Annotated in this window: 15 protein-coding genes; 9 read left to right on the forward strand and 6 right to left on the reverse strand. The window is 45.1% G+C overall.

Annotated elements, in window-relative coordinates; all coding sequences use genetic code 11:
- Window positions 1–2: 2 nt before the first annotated feature.
- From carB to METHO_RS05225, 3 genes are all read left to right on the forward strand, one after another.
- Window positions 3–3,230 carry a carbamoyl-phosphate synthase large subunit gene (gene carB / locus METHO_RS05215; RefSeq protein ID WP_015324485.1) on the forward strand — a complete coding sequence of 1,076 codons (3,228 nt, stop codon included), beginning with the start codon at window positions 3–5 and terminating at the stop codon, window positions 3,228–3,230.
- 57 nt (window positions 3,231–3,287) lie between these two features.
- Entirely contained in the window at window positions 3,288–4,469 is a 1,182-nt protein-coding gene (locus tag METHO_RS05220) for an argininosuccinate synthase (protein ID WP_015324486.1), read from the forward strand.
- Between the two features lie 280 nt (window positions 4,470–4,749).
- Window positions 4,750–4,977: a DUF5654 family protein gene (locus METHO_RS05225; protein ID WP_015324487.1), complete on the forward strand. Its 228-nt coding sequence runs from the start codon at window positions 4,750–4,752 to the stop codon at window positions 4,975–4,977.
- Between the two features lie 97 nt (window positions 4,978–5,074).
- Here the strand turns inward: METHO_RS05225 and METHO_RS05230 are convergent, their stop codons facing one another.
- Window positions 5,075–5,611 (reverse strand): hypothetical protein, encoded by a 537-nt coding sequence (locus tag METHO_RS05230; RefSeq protein ID WP_015324488.1) that lies wholly within the window; start codon window positions 5,609–5,611, stop codon window positions 5,075–5,077.
- A 667-nt stretch (window positions 5,612–6,278) separates the two neighbouring features.
- Here METHO_RS05230 and METHO_RS05235 point away from each other — a divergent pair.
- The 3 genes from METHO_RS05235 (at window position 6,279) to METHO_RS05245 (ending at window position 11,272) form a co-directional block, all read left to right on the forward strand.
- The gene (locus METHO_RS05235) at window positions 6,279–7,574 is read left to right on the forward strand and encodes an O-acetylhomoserine aminocarboxypropyltransferase/cysteine synthase family protein (protein ID WP_048831058.1); all 1,296 of its coding nucleotides are present in this window, start codon (window positions 6,279–6,281) and stop codon (window positions 7,572–7,574) included.
- 2 nt (window positions 7,575–7,576) lie between these two features.
- Window positions 7,577–9,058 (forward strand): homoserine O-acetyltransferase MetX, encoded by a 1,482-nt coding sequence (gene metX / locus METHO_RS05240; protein ID WP_015324490.1) that lies wholly within the window; start codon window positions 7,577–7,579, stop codon window positions 9,056–9,058.
- Between the two features lie 366 nt (window positions 9,059–9,424).
- Entirely contained in the window at window positions 9,425–11,272 is a 1,848-nt protein-coding gene (locus METHO_RS05245) for a PAS domain S-box protein (protein ID WP_015324491.1), read from the forward strand.
- Between the two features lie 2 nt (window positions 11,273–11,274).
- On the opposite strand, the gene METHO_RS05250 is transcribed toward METHO_RS05245, so the two are convergent.
- The 5 genes from METHO_RS05250 to METHO_RS05270 are packed head-to-tail and all read right to left on the reverse strand — an operon-like array spanning window position 11,275 to window position 18,407.
- Entirely contained in the window at window positions 11,275–13,284 is a 2,010-nt protein-coding gene (locus tag METHO_RS05250) for an amylo-alpha-1,6-glucosidase (protein ID WP_015324492.1), read from the reverse strand.
- Window positions 13,271–15,241 carry a glycoside hydrolase family 15 protein gene (locus METHO_RS05255; protein ID WP_015324493.1) on the reverse strand — a complete coding sequence of 657 codons (1,971 nt, stop codon included), beginning with the start codon at window positions 15,239–15,241 and terminating at the stop codon, window positions 13,271–13,273. Before METHO_RS05255 ends, METHO_RS05250 begins: the two co-directional genes overlap by 14 nt.
- Window positions 15,238–16,047, reverse strand: a complete 810-nt coding sequence (locus METHO_RS05260) for a V4R domain-containing protein (RefSeq protein ID WP_083885732.1) — start codon at window positions 16,045–16,047, stop codon at window positions 15,238–15,240. Before METHO_RS05260 ends, METHO_RS05255 begins: the two co-directional genes overlap by 4 nt.
- A 21-nt stretch (window positions 16,048–16,068) precedes the next feature.
- Complete coding sequence (locus METHO_RS05265) at window positions 16,069–17,280, reverse strand: glycoside hydrolase family 57 protein (protein WP_015324495.1); 1,212 nt, start codon at window positions 17,278–17,280, stop codon at window positions 16,069–16,071.
- Window positions 17,277–18,407, reverse strand: coding sequence for an alpha-amylase/alpha-mannosidase (locus tag METHO_RS05270; protein ID WP_015324496.1), 1,131 nt, complete (start codon window positions 18,405–18,407; stop codon window positions 17,277–17,279). The genes METHO_RS05265 and METHO_RS05270 overlap by 4 nt, the downstream gene beginning before the upstream one ends.
- A 151-nt stretch (window positions 18,408–18,558) precedes the next feature.
- Between METHO_RS05270 and METHO_RS05275 the strand changes: the two genes are divergently transcribed.
- From METHO_RS05275 to METHO_RS05285, 3 genes are read left to right on the forward strand one after another with little or no spacing between them, the layout of a single operon-like run.
- Window positions 18,559–20,376, forward strand: coding sequence for a glycosyltransferase (locus tag METHO_RS05275; protein WP_015324497.1), 1,818 nt, complete (start codon window positions 18,559–18,561; stop codon window positions 20,374–20,376).
- Window positions 20,377–20,411: 35 nt separating this feature from the next.
- On the forward strand, window positions 20,412–21,392 hold the full coding sequence (locus METHO_RS05280) for a galactose-1-phosphate uridylyltransferase (protein ID WP_015324498.1): 981 nt from the start codon (window positions 20,412–20,414) through the stop codon (window positions 21,390–21,392).
- A gap of 21 nt (window positions 21,393–21,413) precedes the next feature.
- Window positions 21,414–22,586, forward strand: a complete 1,173-nt coding sequence (locus METHO_RS05285; protein ID WP_015324499.1) for a glycosyltransferase family 4 protein — start codon at window positions 21,414–21,416, stop codon at window positions 22,584–22,586.
- Window positions 22,587–22,602 lie beyond the last annotated feature (16 nt).

Consider the following 22,602-nt stretch of genomic DNA (forward strand, 5'->3'; position numbering starts at 1 on the left):
TAATGCCCAAAAGGACAGATATTAAGAAAGTATTGCTCATAGGCTCAGGTCCTATCACCATCGGCCAGGCTGCAGAATTCGACTTTTCAGGCAGCCAGGCATGCAGGTCCCTTAAGGAAGAGGGACTGCAAGTGGTGCTGGTCAACTCCAACCCGGCTACTATTATGACAGATCCCGAAATGGCAGATGCTGTCTATATAGAGCCACTTGAGCCAAAAACAGTAGCCAAGATCATTGAAAAGGAGAGGCCCGATGGCATTATTGCAGGTATAGGTGGCCAGACGGGTCTTAACATAACCAGTGAGCTTGCTGAGATGGGCGTCTTCGAGAAGTTCGGCGTAAAACTGCTGGGCACACCGCTCCAGGCTATTAAGAACACTGAGGACCGTGAACTGTTCAAGGAAACAATGGAGAGCATCGGTGAAAAGGTGCCACGCAGTAAGGCAGTGTCCACACTTGCAGAAGCAGAAGGGCTCATTGATGAGCTGGGATTGCCTCTTATCATCAGGCCGGCCTATACGCTGGGAGGTGCCGGAGGCGGTATAGCCCGTTCCCGCGAGGAGCTTCTGGAAATAACTGAAAGAGGACTTCGACGCAGTCGCATCAGCCAGGTGCTTATAGAAGAAAGTGTACTGGGCTGGAAGGAGTTCGAGTACGAGGTCATGAGGGACTCTAATGATACATGTATCGTAATATGTAACATGGAGAATATCGATCCCATGGGTATCCACACAGGTGAGTCCATCGTGGTCACACCTTCCCAGACACTTAATGATGAAGAACATCAGATGCTCAGAACTGCAGCCATTAAGATCATCCGTGCATTGGGGATCGAAGGTGGCTGTAATATCCAGTTCGCTGTGAAGGATGGGGAATACAGGATAGTGGAAGTCAATCCCCGTGTATCGCGCTCATCTGCCCTGGCATCCAAGGCCACAGGCTATCCAATAGCAAGGGTCACTGCAAAGATCGCAATAGGTATGGCTCTGGACGAGATACTCAACGATGTCACAAAGAAAACCCCTGCATCCTTCGAACCTACCATAGACTACGTTGTTACCAAGATCCCGCGCTGGCCATTTGATAAGTTCGTGACGGCAGATAAGACCTTGACCACAGCCATGAAGAGCACAGGAGAGGTAATGGCCATCGGCAGGACCATTGAGGAATCAATGCTTAAGGCCATAAGGTCCCTGGACATTGACATGTGCTTTGGCAAAGGGGAATGGAATGAAAATGAGGTCCCTGCTCTTCTGAAAACTCCGACCAGCGAAAGGCTGTTTGTTATCTACAAAGCTCTGGCCACAGGCTTTTCAGTGGAGGAGATCGTAGAGCTCACATCTATCGACCCTTTCTTCCTCAGGAAGATCAGGAATATCGTCGATATGGAAAATATGCTTGAGCATGCTGGTTCTAAGGGTGATATACCGACGGATCTGCTAAGAAAAAGCAAGCGCATGGGATTCACTGATGAACGCATTGCAGAACTTACAGGCAGGAAAAGGGCAGATATCAATGACCTTAGACGTAATGAAGGGATCATTGCCACTTACAAGATGGTGGACACATGTTCCGCCGAGTTCGCAGCTGAGACTCCTTATTATTACTCATGCTACGAGCAGATGTGTGAAACAAATCCTTCCGACAGGAAGAAGGTCCTGATTCTGGGTGCAGGTCCCATCAGGATCGGTCAGGGCATTGAGTTCGATTACTGTACCGTGCACGCTGTTACAGCTATCAGGGAAGAGGGTATAGAAGCCCATATCATCAACAATAACCCGGAAACCGTATCTACTGACTATGACACTTCTGATAAGCTCTTCTTTGAGCCTCTTACTCTTGAGGATGTAATGAACGTCATTGACAGGGAAAGGCCGGATGGAGTACTGGTACAGTTCGGCGGCCAGACCTCTGTGAACCTGGCAATACCTCTGGAAAAGGAACTCAAGAGGCGCACAGATCTTCCGACGGTGATAATGGGTACTTCTCCGGCTGACATGGATGTTGCAGAGGATAGGGAGAAGTTCAACGTTATGATGAAGCAGCTTGGTATCAATCAGCCTGAAGCGGGTTATGCCACTTCTCAGGAAGATGCTTTTGAAGTTGCTGCCCGTATTGGATATCCTGTACTCGTAAGGCCTTCATATGTGCTGGGAGGCAGGGCTATGGAAATAGTATACGACCAGAACGATCTGGAAAGGTACATGCGTGAGGCAGTAAGGGTTTCTCCACAGCACCCAATTCTGATAGATGATTTCCTGGAAAGCGCTTTGGAGATCGATGTAGATGCTGTGTGCGACGGCAAGAATGTGCTCATCGGAGCTATCATGGAGCATATTGAGGAAGCAGGTGTGCATTCCGGTGACTCTGCCTGTGTGATACCTCCTCAGTCCTTTGATGAAGAGACACTGGAAACTGTGAGGGACTACACACGCAAGATCGCATTGGCATTGAACGTGAAGGGATTGCTGAACATCCAGATGGCAAAACAGAACGGTACTGTGTATGTGCTGGAAGCAAATCCACGTTCAAGCAGGACAGTACCTTTTGTTTCCAAGGCTGTAGGTCTTCCGCTTGCGAAGATCGCCGCAAAGGTCATCATAGGTCATTCTCTGAAAGATATGGGTTACAACCTTGATAAGGAACCCCAGGTGAACCATGTATCTGTCAAGGAAGTACTGTTACCTTTCGACAAGCTACCGGGAGCAGATCCGGTGCTGGGCCCTGAAATGAAGAGTACAGGTGAGGTCATGGGCATAGACTATGACTATGGACGTGCTTTCTTCAAGGCGCAGCTCAGTGCGGATAACCTATTGCCTCTTACCGGAAAGGTCTTCATGTCCATCCGGGGAGCAGACAGGGAGCAGCTTGTGGAGGTTGCCCGCATACTAAAGAATGCCGGTATAGAGCTCATAGGCACTGACGGAACTGCTCAATACCTTGCAGAACACGGAATTAAAATGGACATCATTAAAAAGGTACGTGAGGGCAGTCCCAATGTTATCGATATGATGCGCAGGAACGAAGTTTCCCTGGTCATCAACACGCCTATCAACAAGCAGGCCCGTAAGGACGGTTACATGATACGCAGGGCTGCTGTGGACTTCAAGATACCGTACATCACCACCATCCAGGCTGCTATCGCTGCAGCCAAGGCCATTAAGTCTATGAAGGCCGGTGAAATGATCACCAAGTCCATCAACGAATACCACAGGGAGATCCTTAATTAAGGATACCCTTTTTATATATATAGTCTTAATTCCAGGTATATTCTGAGGAAGGATATCATGTCAAAGAAAGTAGTGCTCGCTTATTCAGGGGGACTGGATACTTCCGTATGCATCCCCATACTCAAGGAAGAATACGGTTACGATAAGGTCATTACAGTGTCCGTGGATGTCGGGCAGCCCAGGCAGGAAGTACTGGAAGCTGAACAAAAGGCAAAGAAGATCAGTGACGGACACTATACCATCGATGCCAGGGAAGAGTTTGTGAAGGATTACATCTTCCCTCTGATCAAGGCTAATGGTGACTATGAGGGTTATGTGATGGGCACTTCCGTGGCCCGTCCGCTCATTGCCAGGAAGGTCGTGGAAGTTGCAGAGAAAGAGGGTGCAGTGGCACTTGCTCATGGCTGTACAGGTAAGGGTAACGACCAGTTAAGGTTCGAGGCTGTTTTCAGGCTCACCAGTCTGGATGTTGTGGCACCCATGAGGGATATGAACCTCACCCGTGAGTGGGAGATCGACTATGCAAAGCAGCACGGTATCCCCGTAGCAGTCACCAGTGCCAAGCCTTGGAGCATTGATGAGAACATCTGGAGTCGCAGCATCGAGGGTGGTAAGCTGGAAGATCCGGCTTTCATCCCTCCTGAGGAAATATATCAGTGGACAGTATCCCCAGAGAAGGCACCTGAAGCTCAGACCGTTGTGATCGGCTTTGAGAAGGGTGTACCAGTGTCCCTGGACGGCAGGAACCTTGGTGGTGTGGAGCTTATAGAGCAGCTTAACAAAATCGCTGGTTCCCATGGCGTGGGCCGTACTGATATGATCGAGGACCGTGTGCTGGGACTTAAGGCCAGGGAAAATTATGAACACCCTGCTGCTACTGTATTGCTCACAGCCCACAGGGATCTGGAGAAACTGGTGCTTACAAGGCTTGAGCTGAAGTTCAAGAAGAGCGTGGATGAGCAGTGGTCCGAGCTTGCCTATTCCGGTCTTGTGGACGAACCCTTGTACCAAGACCTGAACGCTTTCATCGACAAGACCCAGGAACGTGTTACAGGTACTGTCACCCTGAAGCTCTATAAGGGCAGTGTCACACCCCTGGCACGTACATCGCCATATGCTCTGTACTCCGAGGATCTCGTATCCTTCGACACGTCTTCCATCGATCAGAAGGATGCCGAAGGCTTCGCCAAGTATCACGGTTTCCAGGCACGATTGTATAAACGGGTTGTTGAGAAGTAAGATCGTATGCCAGGAAGGCGTATGATTTATTTTTTTTCTTAATTACTTTTCAATACCTATGATTTTCTGTTTTTTATAAAAAGCTCTTTTACTTTTACAGGAATGTCATATGCAACGCATTCTTCAGCAAAATATCTGCCTTATTATTGCTTGTTTATATGGTCTGGGGGTTTTGCTCCACAAGATGCTTCAGATAAGTGTTCCTTAAAAAAGATATGGACAATATTTAAATTCATTGAAAGCAAATAATAGCATTCTTTAACGTTAAAGGAGGATTTTTTTGAAACAAGAAGTAATTGATCAATTAGCTGCTCTTATAACTGCAGCGTTTGGGCTGATAGCTGCTCTGGCATGGAACGATGCTATAAAGTCATTGTTCGCAGAGGGAGGAGCACTTTATTTCCTTGCTGCATCGGGTATATGGGCATATGCAGTTTTTGTAACTATCCTTGCAGTCTTAATGACCTTGTGGATAGGAGGACTTACAGAAAAGTCAAAAAAAGAATGAGAAATATATTTTTCATTACACTATAATTATTATTATAACTATTTGCTTCTTTTTTTAATTTTTTCTCCAAAACTCCAATATATGTTCTCTTAATTAATTATGACCAATCTTTTCTCTTCAGACCTTTAATGATAGAGAAACCAAGAACTGCAAGTATAGCTTCAAATCCCGGAGACTTCGGTACTTCTGTGGTGGCATTTACAGGAAATTCGGGGCTTGGATCCTCACGACTATCATCTGTAATTTCAGTGGTCTGTTGTTGCTTAGTTTCGTTGGCTATTGTTCCGGATGATGTCTGAGGACCATCCTGTGGACCACCCTGCGGATAGTCTTTAGGATCTCCCGGAAAGGCCAGAGCATTGATCTCTTCAAGATTTGTGAAACCATCGTTGTCCGAATCAAAGTTCTCTATCGATGCAAAGTTCCTTCCACTTTCAGAAAATGCAATACCATATGGATTTCTGGGGGACCCTCCGCCTGAAGTATGGCAGGTGTTACACGAATCAAGCTTTGTGCTATCTGTGTTGTATTTTTGTTTGAAGGCTACAAAATAAGTGGGTCTTGCTGCTGCCACAGACATACCGATCAAAAGGACCAAAGTTACCAACAACACTATTGTCAGTCTATAGTTCATTTTATTACCTCGGATACGAGCATTCTGATTATAAGTAAGGATCTGGAAGATATTTAGTTGCTCTTATGAATTTCAAAGCTCGGAACTTCAAAGAATATATCACTATTAATCATTGAAGATGCGTAAACTATAAGTATAGTTGGTGTGGTATGCATCATGATAAATCATGATAGAAATAAACGGACACGAAACAGAAATGACACAAATTGTCACCACACTGATAACAATGGCCACAGCAGTACTTGCGTACTACTCCTTTTTCCGTTATCATGGAGTGATCTGATGACAGAGCATTACCGTTCACATGATATTCTTTTGTCAATTAATTCTATTCTTTTTTTCGACATCGGAACTTGAAGTTGATCAATTGATCCGTATTTTTTTGCATAGATATCATTCATGACTTTGCGTTCCTTAACCCCGGAGTTATCTCTGAAATATGGTAAGTAGCTTCCATAGATGCAGTTATGTTTCATTGTGAAAGAGAAAACGCTAAATAACGAGTAGAATATGAAGTAAATAATGAATAGAATATGAAGATATTTATGCCAGTTATAAGAAGAACATTGCCATTTCAGGTTTGTTGTAACCATCCCGGTTAGAATCCGGGTCTCAGCTTTTGTTCGGTCGATCAATCCCATTTAATCAGATGAAAATTGCGAATATTATGACAACACAAAATTACAGATTAGGAACACTTGCACTGCATGCCGGACAGAAACCGGACCCGACAACAGGAGCACGTGCTGTACCCATATATCAGACAACATCTTATGTTTTCCGTGACAGCGATCACGCTGCTGATCTTTTCGCTCTCAAGGAACTTGGAAACATATATACCAGGATCATGAACCCGACAACGGATGTGCTGGAGAAGCGCATAGCTGCCATCGAAGGTGGCACAGGTGCACTTGCCGTTGCATCCGGCTCAGCGGCTATAACCTATGCCCTGTTAGCTATTACACAGCCAGGTGATGAGATCGTATCCGGTAACAATCTTTACGGGGGGACATACGAACTGCTCAACTACACTTTCCCAAAGCTGGGCAGGAAAGCTGTTTTTGTGGATTCCGCTGACCCCGATGCTTTCAGGAAGGCCGTCAACGCAAGGACACGAGCCATCTACATTGAATCTGTAGGTAATCCCAAACTGGATATTCCCGATTTCCAGGTAATTGCAGATATTGCTCATGCGGCCGGAGTGCCACTTGTTGTGGATAATACGACTGCTGTAGGACTTGTGCGGCCCATTGAGCATGGAGCAGACATTGTTGTACACTCTGCTACAAAGTTCATAGGAGGACACGGGACTTCCATCGGTGGTTCGATCGTGGATTCCGGCAAGTTTGCCTGGAACAACGGCAAATTCCCGGAACTAACGGAACCTGATCCCAGTTATCATGGTCTTAAGTACTGGGACACCTTCTCCGACTTCCCGGGACTTGGTAACGTAGCGTTCATATTCAAAGTAAGGCTGCAGCTGCTCAGGGATACAGGTGCTGCCATCTCTCCATTCAATTCTTTCCTGTTAATACAGGGGCTTGAGACATTGCATCTGAGGATACCAAGGCACTCAGAGAATGCCTCTAGGGTGGCGGAGTATCTATCCGTGCATCCCAAGGTATCATGGGTGAACTATCCGGGTTTACCGAACCATCCAAGCCATGAGCTTGCATCCAGGTATCTCAAAGGAGGCTATGGTGCACTCATGGGATTTGGTGTAAAGGGTGGTGCAGAAGCTGGAAAACGTTTCATCGACCAGCTTAAGCTGTTCTCACATCTTGCTAACATTGGTGATTCTAAGAGCCTTGTCATCCACCCGGCTACCACCACGCACCAGCAGCTGACACCGGAAGAACAGATGGCTACAGGCGTTACGCCGGATTATATACGTCTCTCCATAGGTATCGAGGACATTGCAGATATCATCGCAGACCTTGAGCAGGCCCTTGAAAAGGTGTGAACATGCACAGATCGGTCGGTATAACAAGAATAGAACACCTGACATTTGATGAGCCACTGTCCCTTGAAAGTGGTGCACGCCTTAGTCCTGTTACGATAGCCTATGAAACCTACGGCAGGCTAAACAGAGAGAAGAACAATGCGATCCTTGTCTGCCACGCTTTTTCCGGGAATGCTCATGCTGCGGGTTATCATGTGGGGGAGGACCGACCGGGGTGGTGGGATGCGATCATCGGTCCGGGTAAATCACTGGACACAGATGATTATTTTGTTATCTGTTCCAACATACTCGGAGGATGCAACGGCACAACAGGACCGGCATCCATTGACCCGAAAACCGGAGAAAGATACGATCTTTCTTTTCCCATAATCACTGTTGGGGACATAGTTAACCTGCAGAAACGTCTTATTGATCACTTTGGTATACAACAGCTTCTGGCTGTGGTGGGAGGATCAATGGGTGGCATGCAGGCTTTACAGTGGTCGGTCTCCTATCCGGAAATGGTACGCAAGGTTGTTGCAATAGCGACAACAGCCAGATCCACTCCCCAGCAGATAGCTTTCAATGAAGTAGGCAGGCAGGCCATTATGTCCGATCCCAAATGGAACAAAGGAGAATACTCCAGTGGTACTATCCCGGAAAACGGTCTGGCACTTGCGCGGATGATAGGGCATATTACCTACCTGTCGGATGCCTCAATGCACAACAAATTTGGCCGGAATCTGCAGAACAAAGAGGCAATAGGATATGATTTCTCCACTGAGTTCCAGGTTCAAAGTTATTTGCACCATCAGGGGGAATCATTTACCAGAAGGTTCGATGCGAATTCCTACCTGTATATCACAAAAGCCATAGATTATTTTGATCTTAGTGTTAATGGTTCTCTGGCTGAGGGATTTTCAAAAGCTGGATCTGCCTTTCTGGTGATCTCGGTGACTTCTGACTGGCTTTATCCGCCATATCAGTCAGAGGAAATCGTAAGTGCATTGACTGCTAACGATATTGAGGTGCAGTACTGTGAGATACGCTCTAACTATGGTCATGATGCTTTCCTGCTGGAGTCTGGACAGCTGAACTATATGATTCTCCAGTTCCTTGACAGGTTACTGGTCCACGATGTGATGGCGGCCAGTCCGACCATCAATGGGCAGTCTTCTATTAACGATGCCGCCAGGATAATGATAGAGAATGGAGTGAACCATCTGCCTGTTATAGGAAACGACGGCCAGCTTGCAGGCATTGTCACCTCCTGGGACATAGCCAAGGCTGTGGCCTGCGGATATCAGGACCTTGATCAGATCATCTCCCGTCATGTATTTACTGCAACTCCTGAAGAATCCATTGCCAAAGTTGCCAAGCTGATGGAAGAAAAAGCCATTTCAGCTCTTCCTGTAGTTGATGAACACAATCAGCTGGTAGGAATTGTTTCAAGTGATAGCCTAAGCACATTGCTGGGACGATGCACACAGCCAAAGAGAGCATAAATGAAAAAGAACGTGCCATCTGAAAGTCAGATTGCTTTCAGGTGCAACAGAAGAGCAGACAGTTCCAGACGATACACTGCTATGTAATGATGACGAATTGCAGATAATTCAGTTTGTTCACGACGGGTGAAAAAAAGCATCATCTTTCTTTTTTTTCCTGTACTAGTTCCTGCTATCCGTATATTCTATTTACAGTAAAATATTAATTACTTATTTATAGTATTGTTTGTATTAAATACTTAAACAATGAAATTTACTATTCTGTGGCCAAAGCCTCTCTCAAATAGATCCTTTCATAGTTTTTTGGATCTAAGCGGGTGTCTCACAGCATACGGCTGGAAATAAATTGATATATTGGATGAAAATATGGACAATCTCAAACCCCGGTTCACTGTACTTGTTGTAGATGATGAACCCGTAAACGTAGAACTTCTGGAAGCTTATTTACATTCAGAACATGACGTGATCACTGCTTTCAACGGGTTTGAAGCAATCGACAATGCGCATAATAAAAAACCTGATCTGATACTTCTTGATATAATGATGCCTGATATCAATGGATTTGAAGTATGCAAGATACTCAAAAGTTCTAAAGATACTGCTCACATTCCAATCATAATGGTCACTGCACTCTCCAACCGTGACGAGCGTGCACGTGCAATAGAAGTCGGTACAGATGACTTCTTGTCAAAGCCAGTTGATAGGCTGACCCTAAAGACCCGGGTCAACTCACTATTGCGACTTAAATCACTTCAGGACGAGATCCTCAGAGAAAGAGACCAGGCACAGAACTATCTGGATGTTGCAGGTGTGATGTTCCTTGTGCTGGACAATGAAAAGCATGTAAAGCTTATTAATAAGAAAGGGTGCCAAATAATCGGGTATACTGAAGAAGAGGTCATTGGAAAGAACTGGGTAAATCATTTCATACCGGCATACTTAAGGGATGAGGTCGATAAACTCCATTCTGATCTCATTACATCTTCTGTTTCCGGTAATAATCTTGTAGAGAACTCATGTCTCACGAGTATGGGAACAGAGAGGATCATCAGATGGAACAATGTGGCTCTCAGGGATACTGATGGTAATGTTATCGGTACGCTCAGTTCCGGTGAGGACATCACTGAAGCAAAGAAAGCAGAGTTACTTATAAACATCCAGAAGATAGCAATGGATGCAGCCACAGATGGTCTGTCTATCCTCAATGAAAGGTCAGAGATGGTCTATATCAATGAAGCACATGCAAGAATGTACGGATATGATTCTCCTTCTGAACTTCTGGGTAAAACATGGGATATACTGTACGATCCTGTTGACCTTGAGATATTTAAAACACGATACATGCCGGAATTGTTGCAAAAGGGCAAGTGGACAGGAGAGAACAGAGGAAGGAAAAAGGATGGTACATTCTTCTTCCAGGAAGTATCCCTTACAGGCCTTGACAATGGGAGAAATGTGTGCATAGTACGGGACATAACATCCCGTAAGGAAGCAGAGAACAGATTGCAGGAATATGCACGCAATCTTAAGCGTTCTAATGAACTGAAGGACCTTTTTATTGATATCATGAGCCATGATATCCTCAATCCGGCAGGTGTGGCCAGGGGTTTTACAGAGATACTTCAATGTATAGAAACAGATAAAGCTAAACTTCACAAACTTAGTATCGTTGAGAAGAGCATTTCCAAGATACTGGATACTATAACCAGCGCTGCAAACCTCGCAAGGCTTGAAAGTGTTGAAGAGGTCGAATTCATAGAACTTGACCTCAATTCAATGATCCTTGAAGCTATTGATGCTTATAAATATGAAATACTCGCATCTGGATTACAAATAGAATATCAGGAAAGTGGCCCTTATTACGCACGGGCCAATCCCATGATAAGTGGTGTGATAACAAATCTCCTTTCTAATGCCTTGAAATACGGTTCCAAAGGCGGCAAGATCCTAATAAGGGTCGAAGATTTCAATAAAGAATGGAAAGTGATACTCACTGACTTTGGAGATGGGATATCAGACACTGATAAAAATTCTGTGTTCCAGCGATTCAAGAGGCTAAACGTAGGTGACATTCAGGGACATGGGCTTGGGCTTGCTATTGTGAAGAGAACTGTAGATCTGCATGGAGGCAGGGTTGGTGTAGAGGACAACCCTGATGCTACAGGTACTCAGTTCTGGTTCACAGTTAAGAAAAGTCTGGCAGACCCTGTTTAAGATCATCTCCTCATTTTTTTAAGTAGCACATCCTCAGAATATGCACGCAGGATCTCGGCCACGCTCCAGGCCTGAGCCACACATCCACCGGGCAGATGGGGCTCATCACCATCGCATATCTCTGAGATACTACCAATGCCCGCTTCTGCCAGATGGGGTATGAAACCGTCCAGCAGTTCTTTAGCATACATCCTGCTCCTTAAGGAGTGTCCTCTTGTTCTGCAGTAGGCTGACACAAAAGGTCCCATGAGCCAGGGCCATACGGTCCCATTATGATAGGCCATATCTCTCTGAAGCAGGCCACCTTCATATTTCCCAACATAGGCAGTTTCATAGGGAGCCAGTGTCCTTAAGCCTCTGGAAGTCAGCAAATGCTGCTGCACTTTTCTTACAATGCTCTTTTCCTTTCCAGCATCGAGCATGCAATGGGGCAGTGATACTGCTAATATCTGATTAGGTCTTAATGCACTATCTTTATATTCAATTCCTTGTGGATCGTAACCAATATAATCATAAAGACATCCCTGTTCTTCATTCCAGAAGGCTGGTTCAAAATTCTCACTTACTTTTTCCGCCATTTCTGCAAGATCAGTATCATCTTTGCCAAGCCGTGCAGCCACCTTTGAGGCAATGACCAGTGCATTGTACCACAATGCATTGATCTCGCATGCTTTGCCTTTACGCGGCGTGATCTCAACATCATCGACTTTTGCATCCATCCATGTCAGTTGACCATCATGGCAAAGCAGATGATCGGTATCAGTTTTTATACCGAACTTCGTTCCTCTGGAATAGTAGCGAATGAGGTCTTCCACCGTATTCCACATCTTTGCCACGGTTTGTATGTCATTGGTATACTCCAGATATTTCCATAATGCATTGATGAACCACAGAGAAGCATCCACAGTGTTATATGCATAGCTATCGGTACTGCGGTCAGGGAATTTGTTAGGTATAAGCCCTTCCCTGCAATTCTTTGCAAAAGTGGAGAGTATACTTGCAGCTATATCATATCTGCCTGTTACAAGTGTAAGGCCGGGCAATGAGATCATAGTATCTCTTCCCCAGTCTGCAAACCATGGATAGCCTGCTATTATCGAATGCTTTCCAGTTGAATGGCGCATGACAACGAACTTGTCGGCAGCTAATGTAAGTTTAAGAGGGAGCACTTCTGTGAAACCCGGTTTCTGGCAGATCATTGCAATGCGTTTCTTTTCAGTTTCATACGCCTTGCGTACGGAAGATAAAGAGATGTCATTAATCTTTTCAGCAGATGCGACTATAAAGATCTCATTGTTTCCCTGAGCCAGTTCCACTTCAAAGTAGCCTGGATGGAAACAGTCCTCACGGAAATCATAACCTCTTTTCATTTCAAGAGGATATTCAAAGTTGTAGTACCAGTCAACATAAGGAATGTAAGCAGCATTCGAGGTAAGATGCAGTTCTATCTTGCTGCCTTCTGGAGTATAGGTCTTCAGCGATGTGCCATGTCGTAATGTGCTCTGCGATATTCCGTCATGCCTTTGTGTCAATCCATGAAAATCCCTCATGTTCACAAGGGGATGAATGCGCATTGTACAGCTTGCTTTTTCGGGAGGCACATGAATGTTATACCCGAAGAATGCCTTGTTCTTTCCATGTTCCATGAACAATGTCTTATTTATCTGTATACCATCCACATCGTATTCCCATGATGGTACAGGTTTCTCAGTGAATATCTTGATATATTTGAAGCCCTGCGGATGGACAGCATCAGAGTATCTATGGCAGGCAAGTTCTTGTGCAACGTTATTGATAAGTATCTCTTCATCAAGGGCTGACAAAAGCACCATCCTGTCGACCGGAGGCTCCATAGATGCTACTAATAATCCGTGATATTTTCTGGTGTTCATAAAAGACAGAGTAGAAGAGGCATATCCTCCCAACCCGTTAGTCACCAGCCATTCTTTCTGGCATAATTCACTTCTATTGTCCCTCCCGGCAGAGAATATGTTCTCTTCAGATCTTTGCATCACTTATTTCCTCCGAGAATCTTTCAAGAAGAAGTATGTTGTCTATCATCAGAGCACAGCTCCAGCCCAGGGGTATGGCCCAGGCAGGATGGCCCTTATTTTTGTCCACCTGCTCAGGGAGCATACCTGTGCTGGTAGATCCTTTGAGTGCCCATTTGATATAGTTCACGGAATCATGTATAAGTTTTGAGATCTCGTTCTCAGTACCAGGTTCGCTGCGCAGTGAGTTTGCAAGGCTGAGCATTGCCTTGGATAACCACAATGTGGTAACTATCCATGGATTGCCTTCAATGTACCTGTCGTTCTCATATCTTTTTATGCCATGATGCCCGTTAACATGCACACTAAGCCTGCTTTCTATGATCCTGATCATTGAGAGGATCATTTCCCTTTCTTGTGGATCAGCAGGTGAAAGCATATTGAATGGTATAAAAGTACCGATCATACTCGCATCCGCCGTAGGATCCAATTTTCCATCTGCAAGGCATTTTGCGAAATGGCCTTCTTTAAGCCACATTTCTTCAATGGTCTTGTTCTTTACAAGCTCGGCTCTTTCAAGCCACCGAGATGCAAGACCTGGTTCACTGTAAGCTCGTGCTATGTGAGCAGCGTCTTTTAGGCCAGCATATGCCGCAGCGCATGTATAAGCGAATACCCCTTCATAAGTTTCCCATATATCCAAACAGGGTTCATGCAGCCCATTCAGTGTGCGCTTCATCAGGTACTCAGCACCTGTGAGGACAGTGGTCCAGATACTTTCCAGAAACTCGGCTCTTTGGATACCCTTTAAGGTAAGATAGTATGTGTACATGGCATGCAGTGTAGCCCCAGTCTCATCTATCTGGGTGGAATGGGAGAAGTTTCCCCATGAAGGACCCGTGTTACCATCAAGCCAGTATCTCTGGAACCAGGAGCCATCGGAAAGCTGTGTGCGTTTACACCAACGGAAGAACATGTCACAGTATTCGGGATACCCTGCATTGAGCAGGGCTATTGCTACTTCCGAAACATCCCTGTTCCAGCAGTACCCATAACCTCCGCACATCTCAAAATCATGGTCGAACTCAGGTGCAGCCACAAAAGAACCGTGTATAGGATCATTGAGCAGGTCAAGGGTGAGCAGAGAGCGGTTGAAAGCCTCCCTGATCTGTTGTTTTGTTTCGGGTATATCGTCCAGCACGGATAGTTTTACTATATTCTTTTTTGAAAGCCACCGTATCCGGTCCTCCTTGGAATCCTCAAGCATGTTATCCACGGGCTCCTGCATTAATTCCAACATCATCTTGTATAACATTGTCCTTTTCTGAGAAGCTCCTATGAACACGGTTATCTCCTTGTGTTGGCCAGCTTTAAGATTAAGGTCCCATCCGACGACCGTGTTCAGATAACCAATATCTTCCTTGTTGTTCTGCAGTCTGCCGTCTTCCATGTCATAACGTGCATTGGTCCACCATATGGTGTCCATTGCCTTGCCTACCTGCCATTCCTGGAAAGGCGGGTATGCCATTATACCGATATAGTTATTCTGCCAGTACTGCACAAGCAGCCGTGCATCAGTATCACAGAAAGCAGAGTTCTTCTTGTGCATCTCGCCTACACAGAGGTTGGAATAATAAAAGAATGTGCCATTGATATCCCTCTCAGTGCTGATGGTATATTTACGCACCATCACAGATGCTTTTTGATGTGTGAAATCCCGGATAGTTACCTTTATACCAGTTCCGTGCACAAGCTCAGTAATGACTATATTAGTATCATCAAGATAATGTTGTGTGGAGTACCATTCAATATTATTGGTCCACATCAGCTTGTTGTCCACCTGCAGGCAGGCAAGCGACTCTTCCACATGTTGGGCATAGTCCCTGCGGGGGTAAAAAAACCCCAACAGTTCGCCTTTTTTGCCCATGGTGATAAGCACCTTGTCATTACCCAGTATCACATTAGGTTGCCTGATCACTGGATCTCCTCTTTCATAATGTGTTCCAAGTTAACTCCTTCGGGTGCCGGTGATACCAGATGTTCGCATACTGCATGTCCCATGCTCTTGCAGCTAACTTCACGCACCTGGAAATTGTACCCCATCATTTCGGTCATGTAACCTGCAATGAACCCGCTCATGTACCCACATACGGGAAGGTCACTGTGACCATATGCATCTGCAATGAACGAATCCCTTACTCTGAACTTACCGCTGCAGGTATCTCTATCAAAATCCATTTCCAGTTTTCCCCAGCCGGATGCAAGGAATAGTTCTCTCAGTATGGCCATACAATTGTTCCTGTCTACCGGCATTATACCCTTTACATACTTTGCAGCACCTATGCCTCCTTTAAGGCCGCTTAGCAGAAGCAAACCGTCAGGCTGGATCACATTCTCTCTTATTATCCTTAGTATATCCAGAAAAGTCCTTGATCTTGTGATCACAGCTCTTTCCCCAAGGAAATTCAGGGGAAAATCCACTGTATGTATCATACGATTTCTGGATATACCGGATTCAATATCATTTACCCCTTCAATGCCCCGGAGCCTTTCATTGATGGTATCTATTTGTGGCTCTTCCTGAGTTTCGGTGAAGAGCACATACTTTCCCTGACCGTTCGGTTCTGTATTGTCGAGGTATGAAAACCTGATTTTCACTCCCATTTCAGTAAGCACTGAATTAATATTTGTTTCAGTCCCCATGTTGCTTTGATAAGTGATCCTGAGCCATACCACATGAGCCTTCTCGTCGCTCTTGGAAAACATGTATAGATCCCGTACCATAAGTAAACCCCGTTTCTCCCATTATTTATGGGCTTCAGCATCCATAGCGTTTAATTTCCTGAAGACCATGGATTTAAAGTCCATGAGAATTGCCATATAATTAATAGCAGCATCAAATGGCGATGAGTGAATGCTAAAATATGAATGCACATCACCGTCACTAAGATTTTTGGTGCACATGTAATAGAAATGGTCTGAAGTGAGCAGATGCTTCCAGATATTGATGATCTCCGGGTCTTTGGTTCTGCGTACATATGGCCCCAGCATCTTGACATCTTCAAAACATCTTCTTTGCATATCGTTACCCAGCCATGCGCTGGTATCACGCTCACTATCAGCCCAAGAGATCGTGGAAAAATCTCCGACGTCTATATCTGCTACAGGGTCGTACCTGCTGATCACTTCAGAAGGAGTATGGAAAGCCAACTTCCTGTCTAAAACCTCTCCGGGCAATGCTTTCAGGAAATTGAAAATGCCCGTTTCTTCCCATTGATGCTCTCCAAAAGTTTCATAATCCATAAAAATGTTTAAAGTATCTCCCGGTGTAAGGGAAGCCCAACTGGCCCATTTGTCCGCTGTAAGCGGATATTCCGGCCACCATCTCGCGGTGAACCTGTAGCCTATGTCATCGCTCAGTTTATAATTACGCAGCAATACCTTGATATTCGAGTCCTTTGCCTGATATACATAGTTAGGTGACCTGTTGCCTAGCAGATGTTCGGTACCTTCGGAAAGTATTGCTTTATATCCCATATCTTTGACAGTGGCTGCAAGACTATTATTATAAATCAGCTCCGTATTACGGAACACCTGAGGTTCCACTCCTATGAGAGCCTTCATATTTTCCCGGTGCTCACGTATCTGTTCCCTAAACTCTTCTCTGTCATCGAACAAACCTGCCAGAGAGTGATAGTTTGTCTCTTCCAGGAATTCCACACATCCTGTCTCTGCCATCTGTCTGAAGGTTTCCAGCACTTCTTTACCCCATTTTTCACACTGGCTGAGCAATGTACCCGTGACCGAGAAACTTATCTTGAACTTTCCATCATATTCATCTACAAGATCAAGCATTGTCCTGTTGGCTGGAAGGTAGCATTTGCTTGAGATCTTCTCAAATATCTCCCTGTTAGTCTTGTTATCGAAATATCTCTCAAAACCCGTGTGTTCATCCGGCCAGAACCATTTTAGCCTATATGGTTGATGGACTTCAAAATAAAAGCAGATCGATTTCATACACTTCCCTCCCATACAGCCCTTCTGAAATCAGATAATATAGATAGATTGTTCACAGATCTCTCATATCCGGTAATATTGGCTGTGTTCATATCCAGAAAAATATCACTTTGCTGGAGATATCCAAAAATATGTTTCAAATGTGCATTATCTAAAGCTTTGGCACGTTCTTTTAGTTCTTGCGCTATGATCTCAAGTTCCTTCAGGTAGAAATGTTGTGCATGATTCCCAAGCATGCCATCCATTCCGTAACGAGCTGCAGACTCGGTTTTCAGCGTGTTCAGCTTTACTTTGTCAAACCTTTTTACGGCATCTTCGGGTTTGATCATACTGATACCTTTTTCTTCCAGGCTTAGCGGCAGATCTGTCAGGAATTGGAACATTCCTCCTGCTTTGCTTTCGTTCCAGGGAATGGTACCATAGTCCAGGTAGAGGGTAACAACATCACCTTCAATGTGCTCTACCCATGAAGCGAACTTATCGGCTATCAGTGGAGATCCATCCCATGACCTGTCAGAGAAGCGCCTGCTGACATCTTCGCTAAGGTCTATATGCCTCAGAAGCGTGGGAATGTCATCAGAATATACGTTATTAGGCACATCTTCGCGGAGCAGATTTTTGGCTCCTTCTGCGATCATGCATTTCAAACCCAGCTTTTTGAGCAACCCTCCAATGTTTCCTGATATCAGCAACTCCGGGTTTACAAAAGTTGAGGGCACGATGCCAAACAGCTCCGATATCTTTTCCATGTGCATCCATACCTGCTCCTTAAAATCTGTGAGGTCAGGATAAAGAGCACTCAATGAATGATAATATGTGGATGCCGCAAATGCTACATTTCCGGTGTCGGCCAAATCTCTGAACGAATCCAGTACTCCCGGATCCCAGGAACACTGGTCCAAAAATGTCCCTGAAAGGTTCAGGGTGTAGGCAGCTCCATTGTCAATAGATCTTTCCAGTACCCTGTTAGTTCTGCCAATGTCGGCTGCCATACGCTGAAAATCAGTGAAGACCCGTTCCTGGTCAAAATAAGTAGTTATCTCAGGCCTACGATAACCTTCAGCAGACCAGTACCATTTCAAATGATAAGGCAGATGCAAGTCCACGCACACACAAACCGATTCCATGGTTAGATATACCCCCTCTCTTTACTTTAATCTATTGTAATTTTATAGCTTAAAACAACACTTTATATTTGAATCAGGCAAATATGTAACGATATTGTTTTATTGTTGTATACCAATAAAACTTTTGTATAATTTTCCAGTGGGGTCAATCATGTTTGAAAGAAAATGGTTAGTAATAGCAGGAGAAGAGGCGGGTCCGAAGTCAAATAAGATGGGTGGTATCTGGAACGTGATCGATGCCGAGGCGACTACTCTTGCCGCTCTTATGAGTTCAGGAGCCATCAAGGAGGATTTATTGCCCGGGATCATAGTTGCAGGTCCTTATTATGGTCACTCGGGTGTTGATTGGCATAAGAGTCTTAATCGTATAACGGACATGAGTGGCTTTGAGCCTTACGATGGGGATGATGAGTTAGCAGAAGCCCTGTCAGCCATGAAACAAAAAGGTATGGAAGTCGTCAGCGGTATTCGTCATTATAAAGGCATACCTATCATCTACCTGATGTTCAAGACAAATGATTTTTGCCGCATAATGTCCGAATATATGGGCACTAGCATGTGTCTTTCAGATAAGGTGAAGGGTGAAGCTTTTTCTTTCATAGGGCTTGATTCAATGAAATATGAGAACATGGGCAATGGACAGGAATATACTCATTATCTCAATCTATCCTATGCTATTTCCGAGTTCATACGGGAGCTGCTGACCATAAAGGCTAAGCGTGCAAAGGATTTCAGTGATCAGAAGATCTCAGAATTCGCCGCCTCTCTTATGCCCAGCATGCATGTATATCTGCACTGCCATGAATTTGGTGTGTTCTATGCTCTTGCAAGGCTGCATAAATTAGGTCTGTCTGTAAATTCCGTGGCCACTTATCATGCAACATTGCCGGGAAGGACTTCCGGACATCACTCGTTACAGAAGATACGGGATAACGATAGCAGCTGGGATCCACGAGTTCCTGAGAACATGGCAAAACTTGAATCCCTGTCTTCTTATGCTGATGTGGTAACTGCTGTAGGCGACTCTACACGCAAGGAAGTCAAACTCTTCTATGGGATAGACTCGATAGTTGTGCGCAACGGTATAGATGATAATGTAATGGGCGTTTCACTGGAAAAGAAGAAAAAATGTCGTGAAAAGATACAGAACTTCCTCTCTGAGAACATTCATAAGGTGTACGGAGGAATATCTATTCCTTCCAAGAGGATATTGCCTATATTTTCCATATCACGTATCGAGATAGAGAACAAGGGATATCCGGACCTGCTGGATTCTCTCATGCTTCTTGATCGAATGGTGAAGATGGAGATAACAGCCGGCCAGCAGGATGAGGATACACGCATCGTCTGTTTCATTATCGCTGCTCATGGGCCGAAGTCAAATGTACCTGACGGGTTCCCTATCAAACTTCCTGATGAGTTGCTGCAGGGTGAGGAGATGAGACTGCAGAGAATGATCAAGGAAAGAGAACTTGAACCCGGGCAGCTGATCACAGGAAGAAGGCATGTGGCAGCTGTATTGTATCCCCAGTGGATATCAGACCATGACGGTGGTCTTAACATGAACTCGGATGAACTGATGGCAGGATGCATTGCAGGTATTTTCCCATCCAGGTATGAACCTTTCCTGCTGACAGGACTTGAGGCAGGAAAAGAGGCCACTCCGAGCATAGTCAGCAAGGTATGTGGTTTCAGTGATGCTCTCGCCAGTATCAAACGCCTTGTTATGGGTATGGGTGGCGTTATAGTCGTGGATAATATCGATCTTCCATACAATGAGACTGTATGCGATTACGCCCTTTCTATGGATTATTTCCTGGATACTTATATTGATGACAAGGTAAAGTACAGTCTTCTCTGTCAGGAGGCTAGCCTGCTTGCAAAGGAGATGAACTGGCTGGACCCTGCCAGAAAATACTATGAACTATTGACCGGTGTGTGCATAGTTCCGGAAGAAGAGGAAAACTAACAGGGTATATATCCCTTTGTTCAGGAGAAGTACCAGTGTCTGAGATACGTAAACACTATTTCCTTGATGAGTATTGCATAGTAGCTGCCGGAAGAGGCAAACGCCCTTCTGATTTTTCTTCTTCCCCGGAGGTTCAGAACGCTACAAACTGCGTTTTCTGTGCGGGGAATGAGGACAAAACACCACCTGCCCTGGCTGTATATAAGGATGGGCAGGTACTGCAGGACACTAAGGATAAGCTTATTAAAGATTGGCAGATACGCTGCATACCTAATATGTACCCGGCGCTTAATCCGGAAGGTGTTGATACTCCATATAGTTCAGGCTATGGGTTTCATGAGGTGATCATAGAAACACCGCAGCACGACAGAAGGCTGACCGATTTCACGGATGAAGAAATGGCCCTTCTTATGCAAGCCTACAAAGACCGTGTCATGCATAATTGGAAACAGCCTCAGATAAAGTTCGTCTCGCTTTTCAAGAATTGGGGGAAGCAGGCTGGTGCATCGCTGGAACACACACATTCCCAGCTCATCGCACTGCCCCTGATACCAATGTCAATTAAAAAGGAATCTGATGTGATCCATGCCACAGGCAAATGTGCCTACTGCGAGATAGTGCATATGGAATCTTCCAATGAACGCTCCATTTATGAAAATGAACATTTCATAGCTTTTGCTCCATATTGCTCGAAGGTCCCATTTGAGATATGGTTACTTCCGAAGATGCATGTCAGTCATCTTGGCGAATTGTCTGAGCATATGTTGCATTCCCTAGGCGCTGCTATACGTTATATACTATCCAGGCTGGAAACGGTACTTGGGTCTCCGGCTTATAATTTCATGTTCTTCCAGTTAGTGGATGATCATCAATATCATCTTAACCTCAGGTTGCAACCTGTGACAAGCAAAATGGCAGGTTTCGAGAAGAACACAGATATATTTATAAATACCATGCCTCCGGAAAAGGCCGCAGAGTATTTGAACAATGAATTTTCCAGACAGACAGTACATTAATCAAATAGTGGGGTAAAGAAAATGAAAAAATTAAGGATAGGTATGTTCTCTTGGGAAAGCTTGCATTCGGTTAAGGTAGGTGGCGTAGCTCCCCATGTATCCGAGCTATCTGAAGTTCTTGCTTCCAAAGGTCATGAGGTCCATATATTTACACGTAATCGCGGTCTAAAGCCGCATGATCTCATAAACGGCGTACATTATCATCGAGTGGACCATGATCAGTCAGGGGGAGTGGTGAAGCAGATGGACAGGATGTGCGATTCCATGTACTGGATGTTCTTGGAGATGGTGGATCGTTTTGGCCAGTTCGATATTCTCCATGGGCATGACTGGCATCCGGTGAACGTGCTATGCAAACTTAAAGCAGAAAAAGGCCTCAATTTCCTGCTTACATATCACAGTACCGAATGGGGTCGCAATGGTAATGCTCATGGTGATTGGTGGGAAGCTAAGACCATATCACACAGGGAATGGCTGGCTGGTTATGAGTCGGCTAAGGTCATAATAACTTCTGAGGTGCTGAAGAAGGAGGTACAGTTCCTGTATCATATCCCTGATTATAAGATCTCTCTTGTACCCAACGGCATTTTTCTGGACAAGATACGTAAGGAAGTTGATCCGGGTGAAGTGAAGAAGCGGTTCGGTATCCATCCGCTGGCACCGGTTGTTTTGTTCATAGGGCGCATGAGCTACCAGAAAGGGCCTGATGTGCTTGTTAAGGCTATAGGAAAAGTATTGTCTCACCGCTGGGACACACAGTTTGTGCTTATCGGGGAGGGAGAGATGCGGGATTACTGCGAACACCTTGCAAATTCAATAGGTGTCAAGCATGCATCCCATTTCCTTGGGTATGCATCGGATGAGGTTTCCAGGGATTGGTACAATGCTGCAGATATTGTGTGTCTCCCAAGCCGCAACGAGCCCTTTGGGATTGTCGTACTTGAAGCGTGGGATGCTGGAAAGACCGTAGTGGCTACTGATGCTGTAAAACTCATAGATAACTTTAAGAACGGGGTTACTGTGCACCAAAATCCGGATTCCATAGCATGGGGCATAAACTATGCGCTGGATGGCCTGGGTAAGGCAGGTTTTGGTAAGGAAGGCCGCAGGCTCATTGAAGAGATATATAATTGGGATGAGGTCGCGGATTCTACAATGAAGGTCTATGACAGTGTATTGAAGGACAATGAATAGAGTAGTTGAGAACCAT

It is taken from the genome of Methanomethylovorans hollandica DSM 15978 (assembly GCF_000328665.1).
Classification (GTDB): Archaea; Halobacteriota; Methanosarcinia; order Methanosarcinales; family Methanosarcinaceae; genus Methanomethylovorans; species Methanomethylovorans hollandica.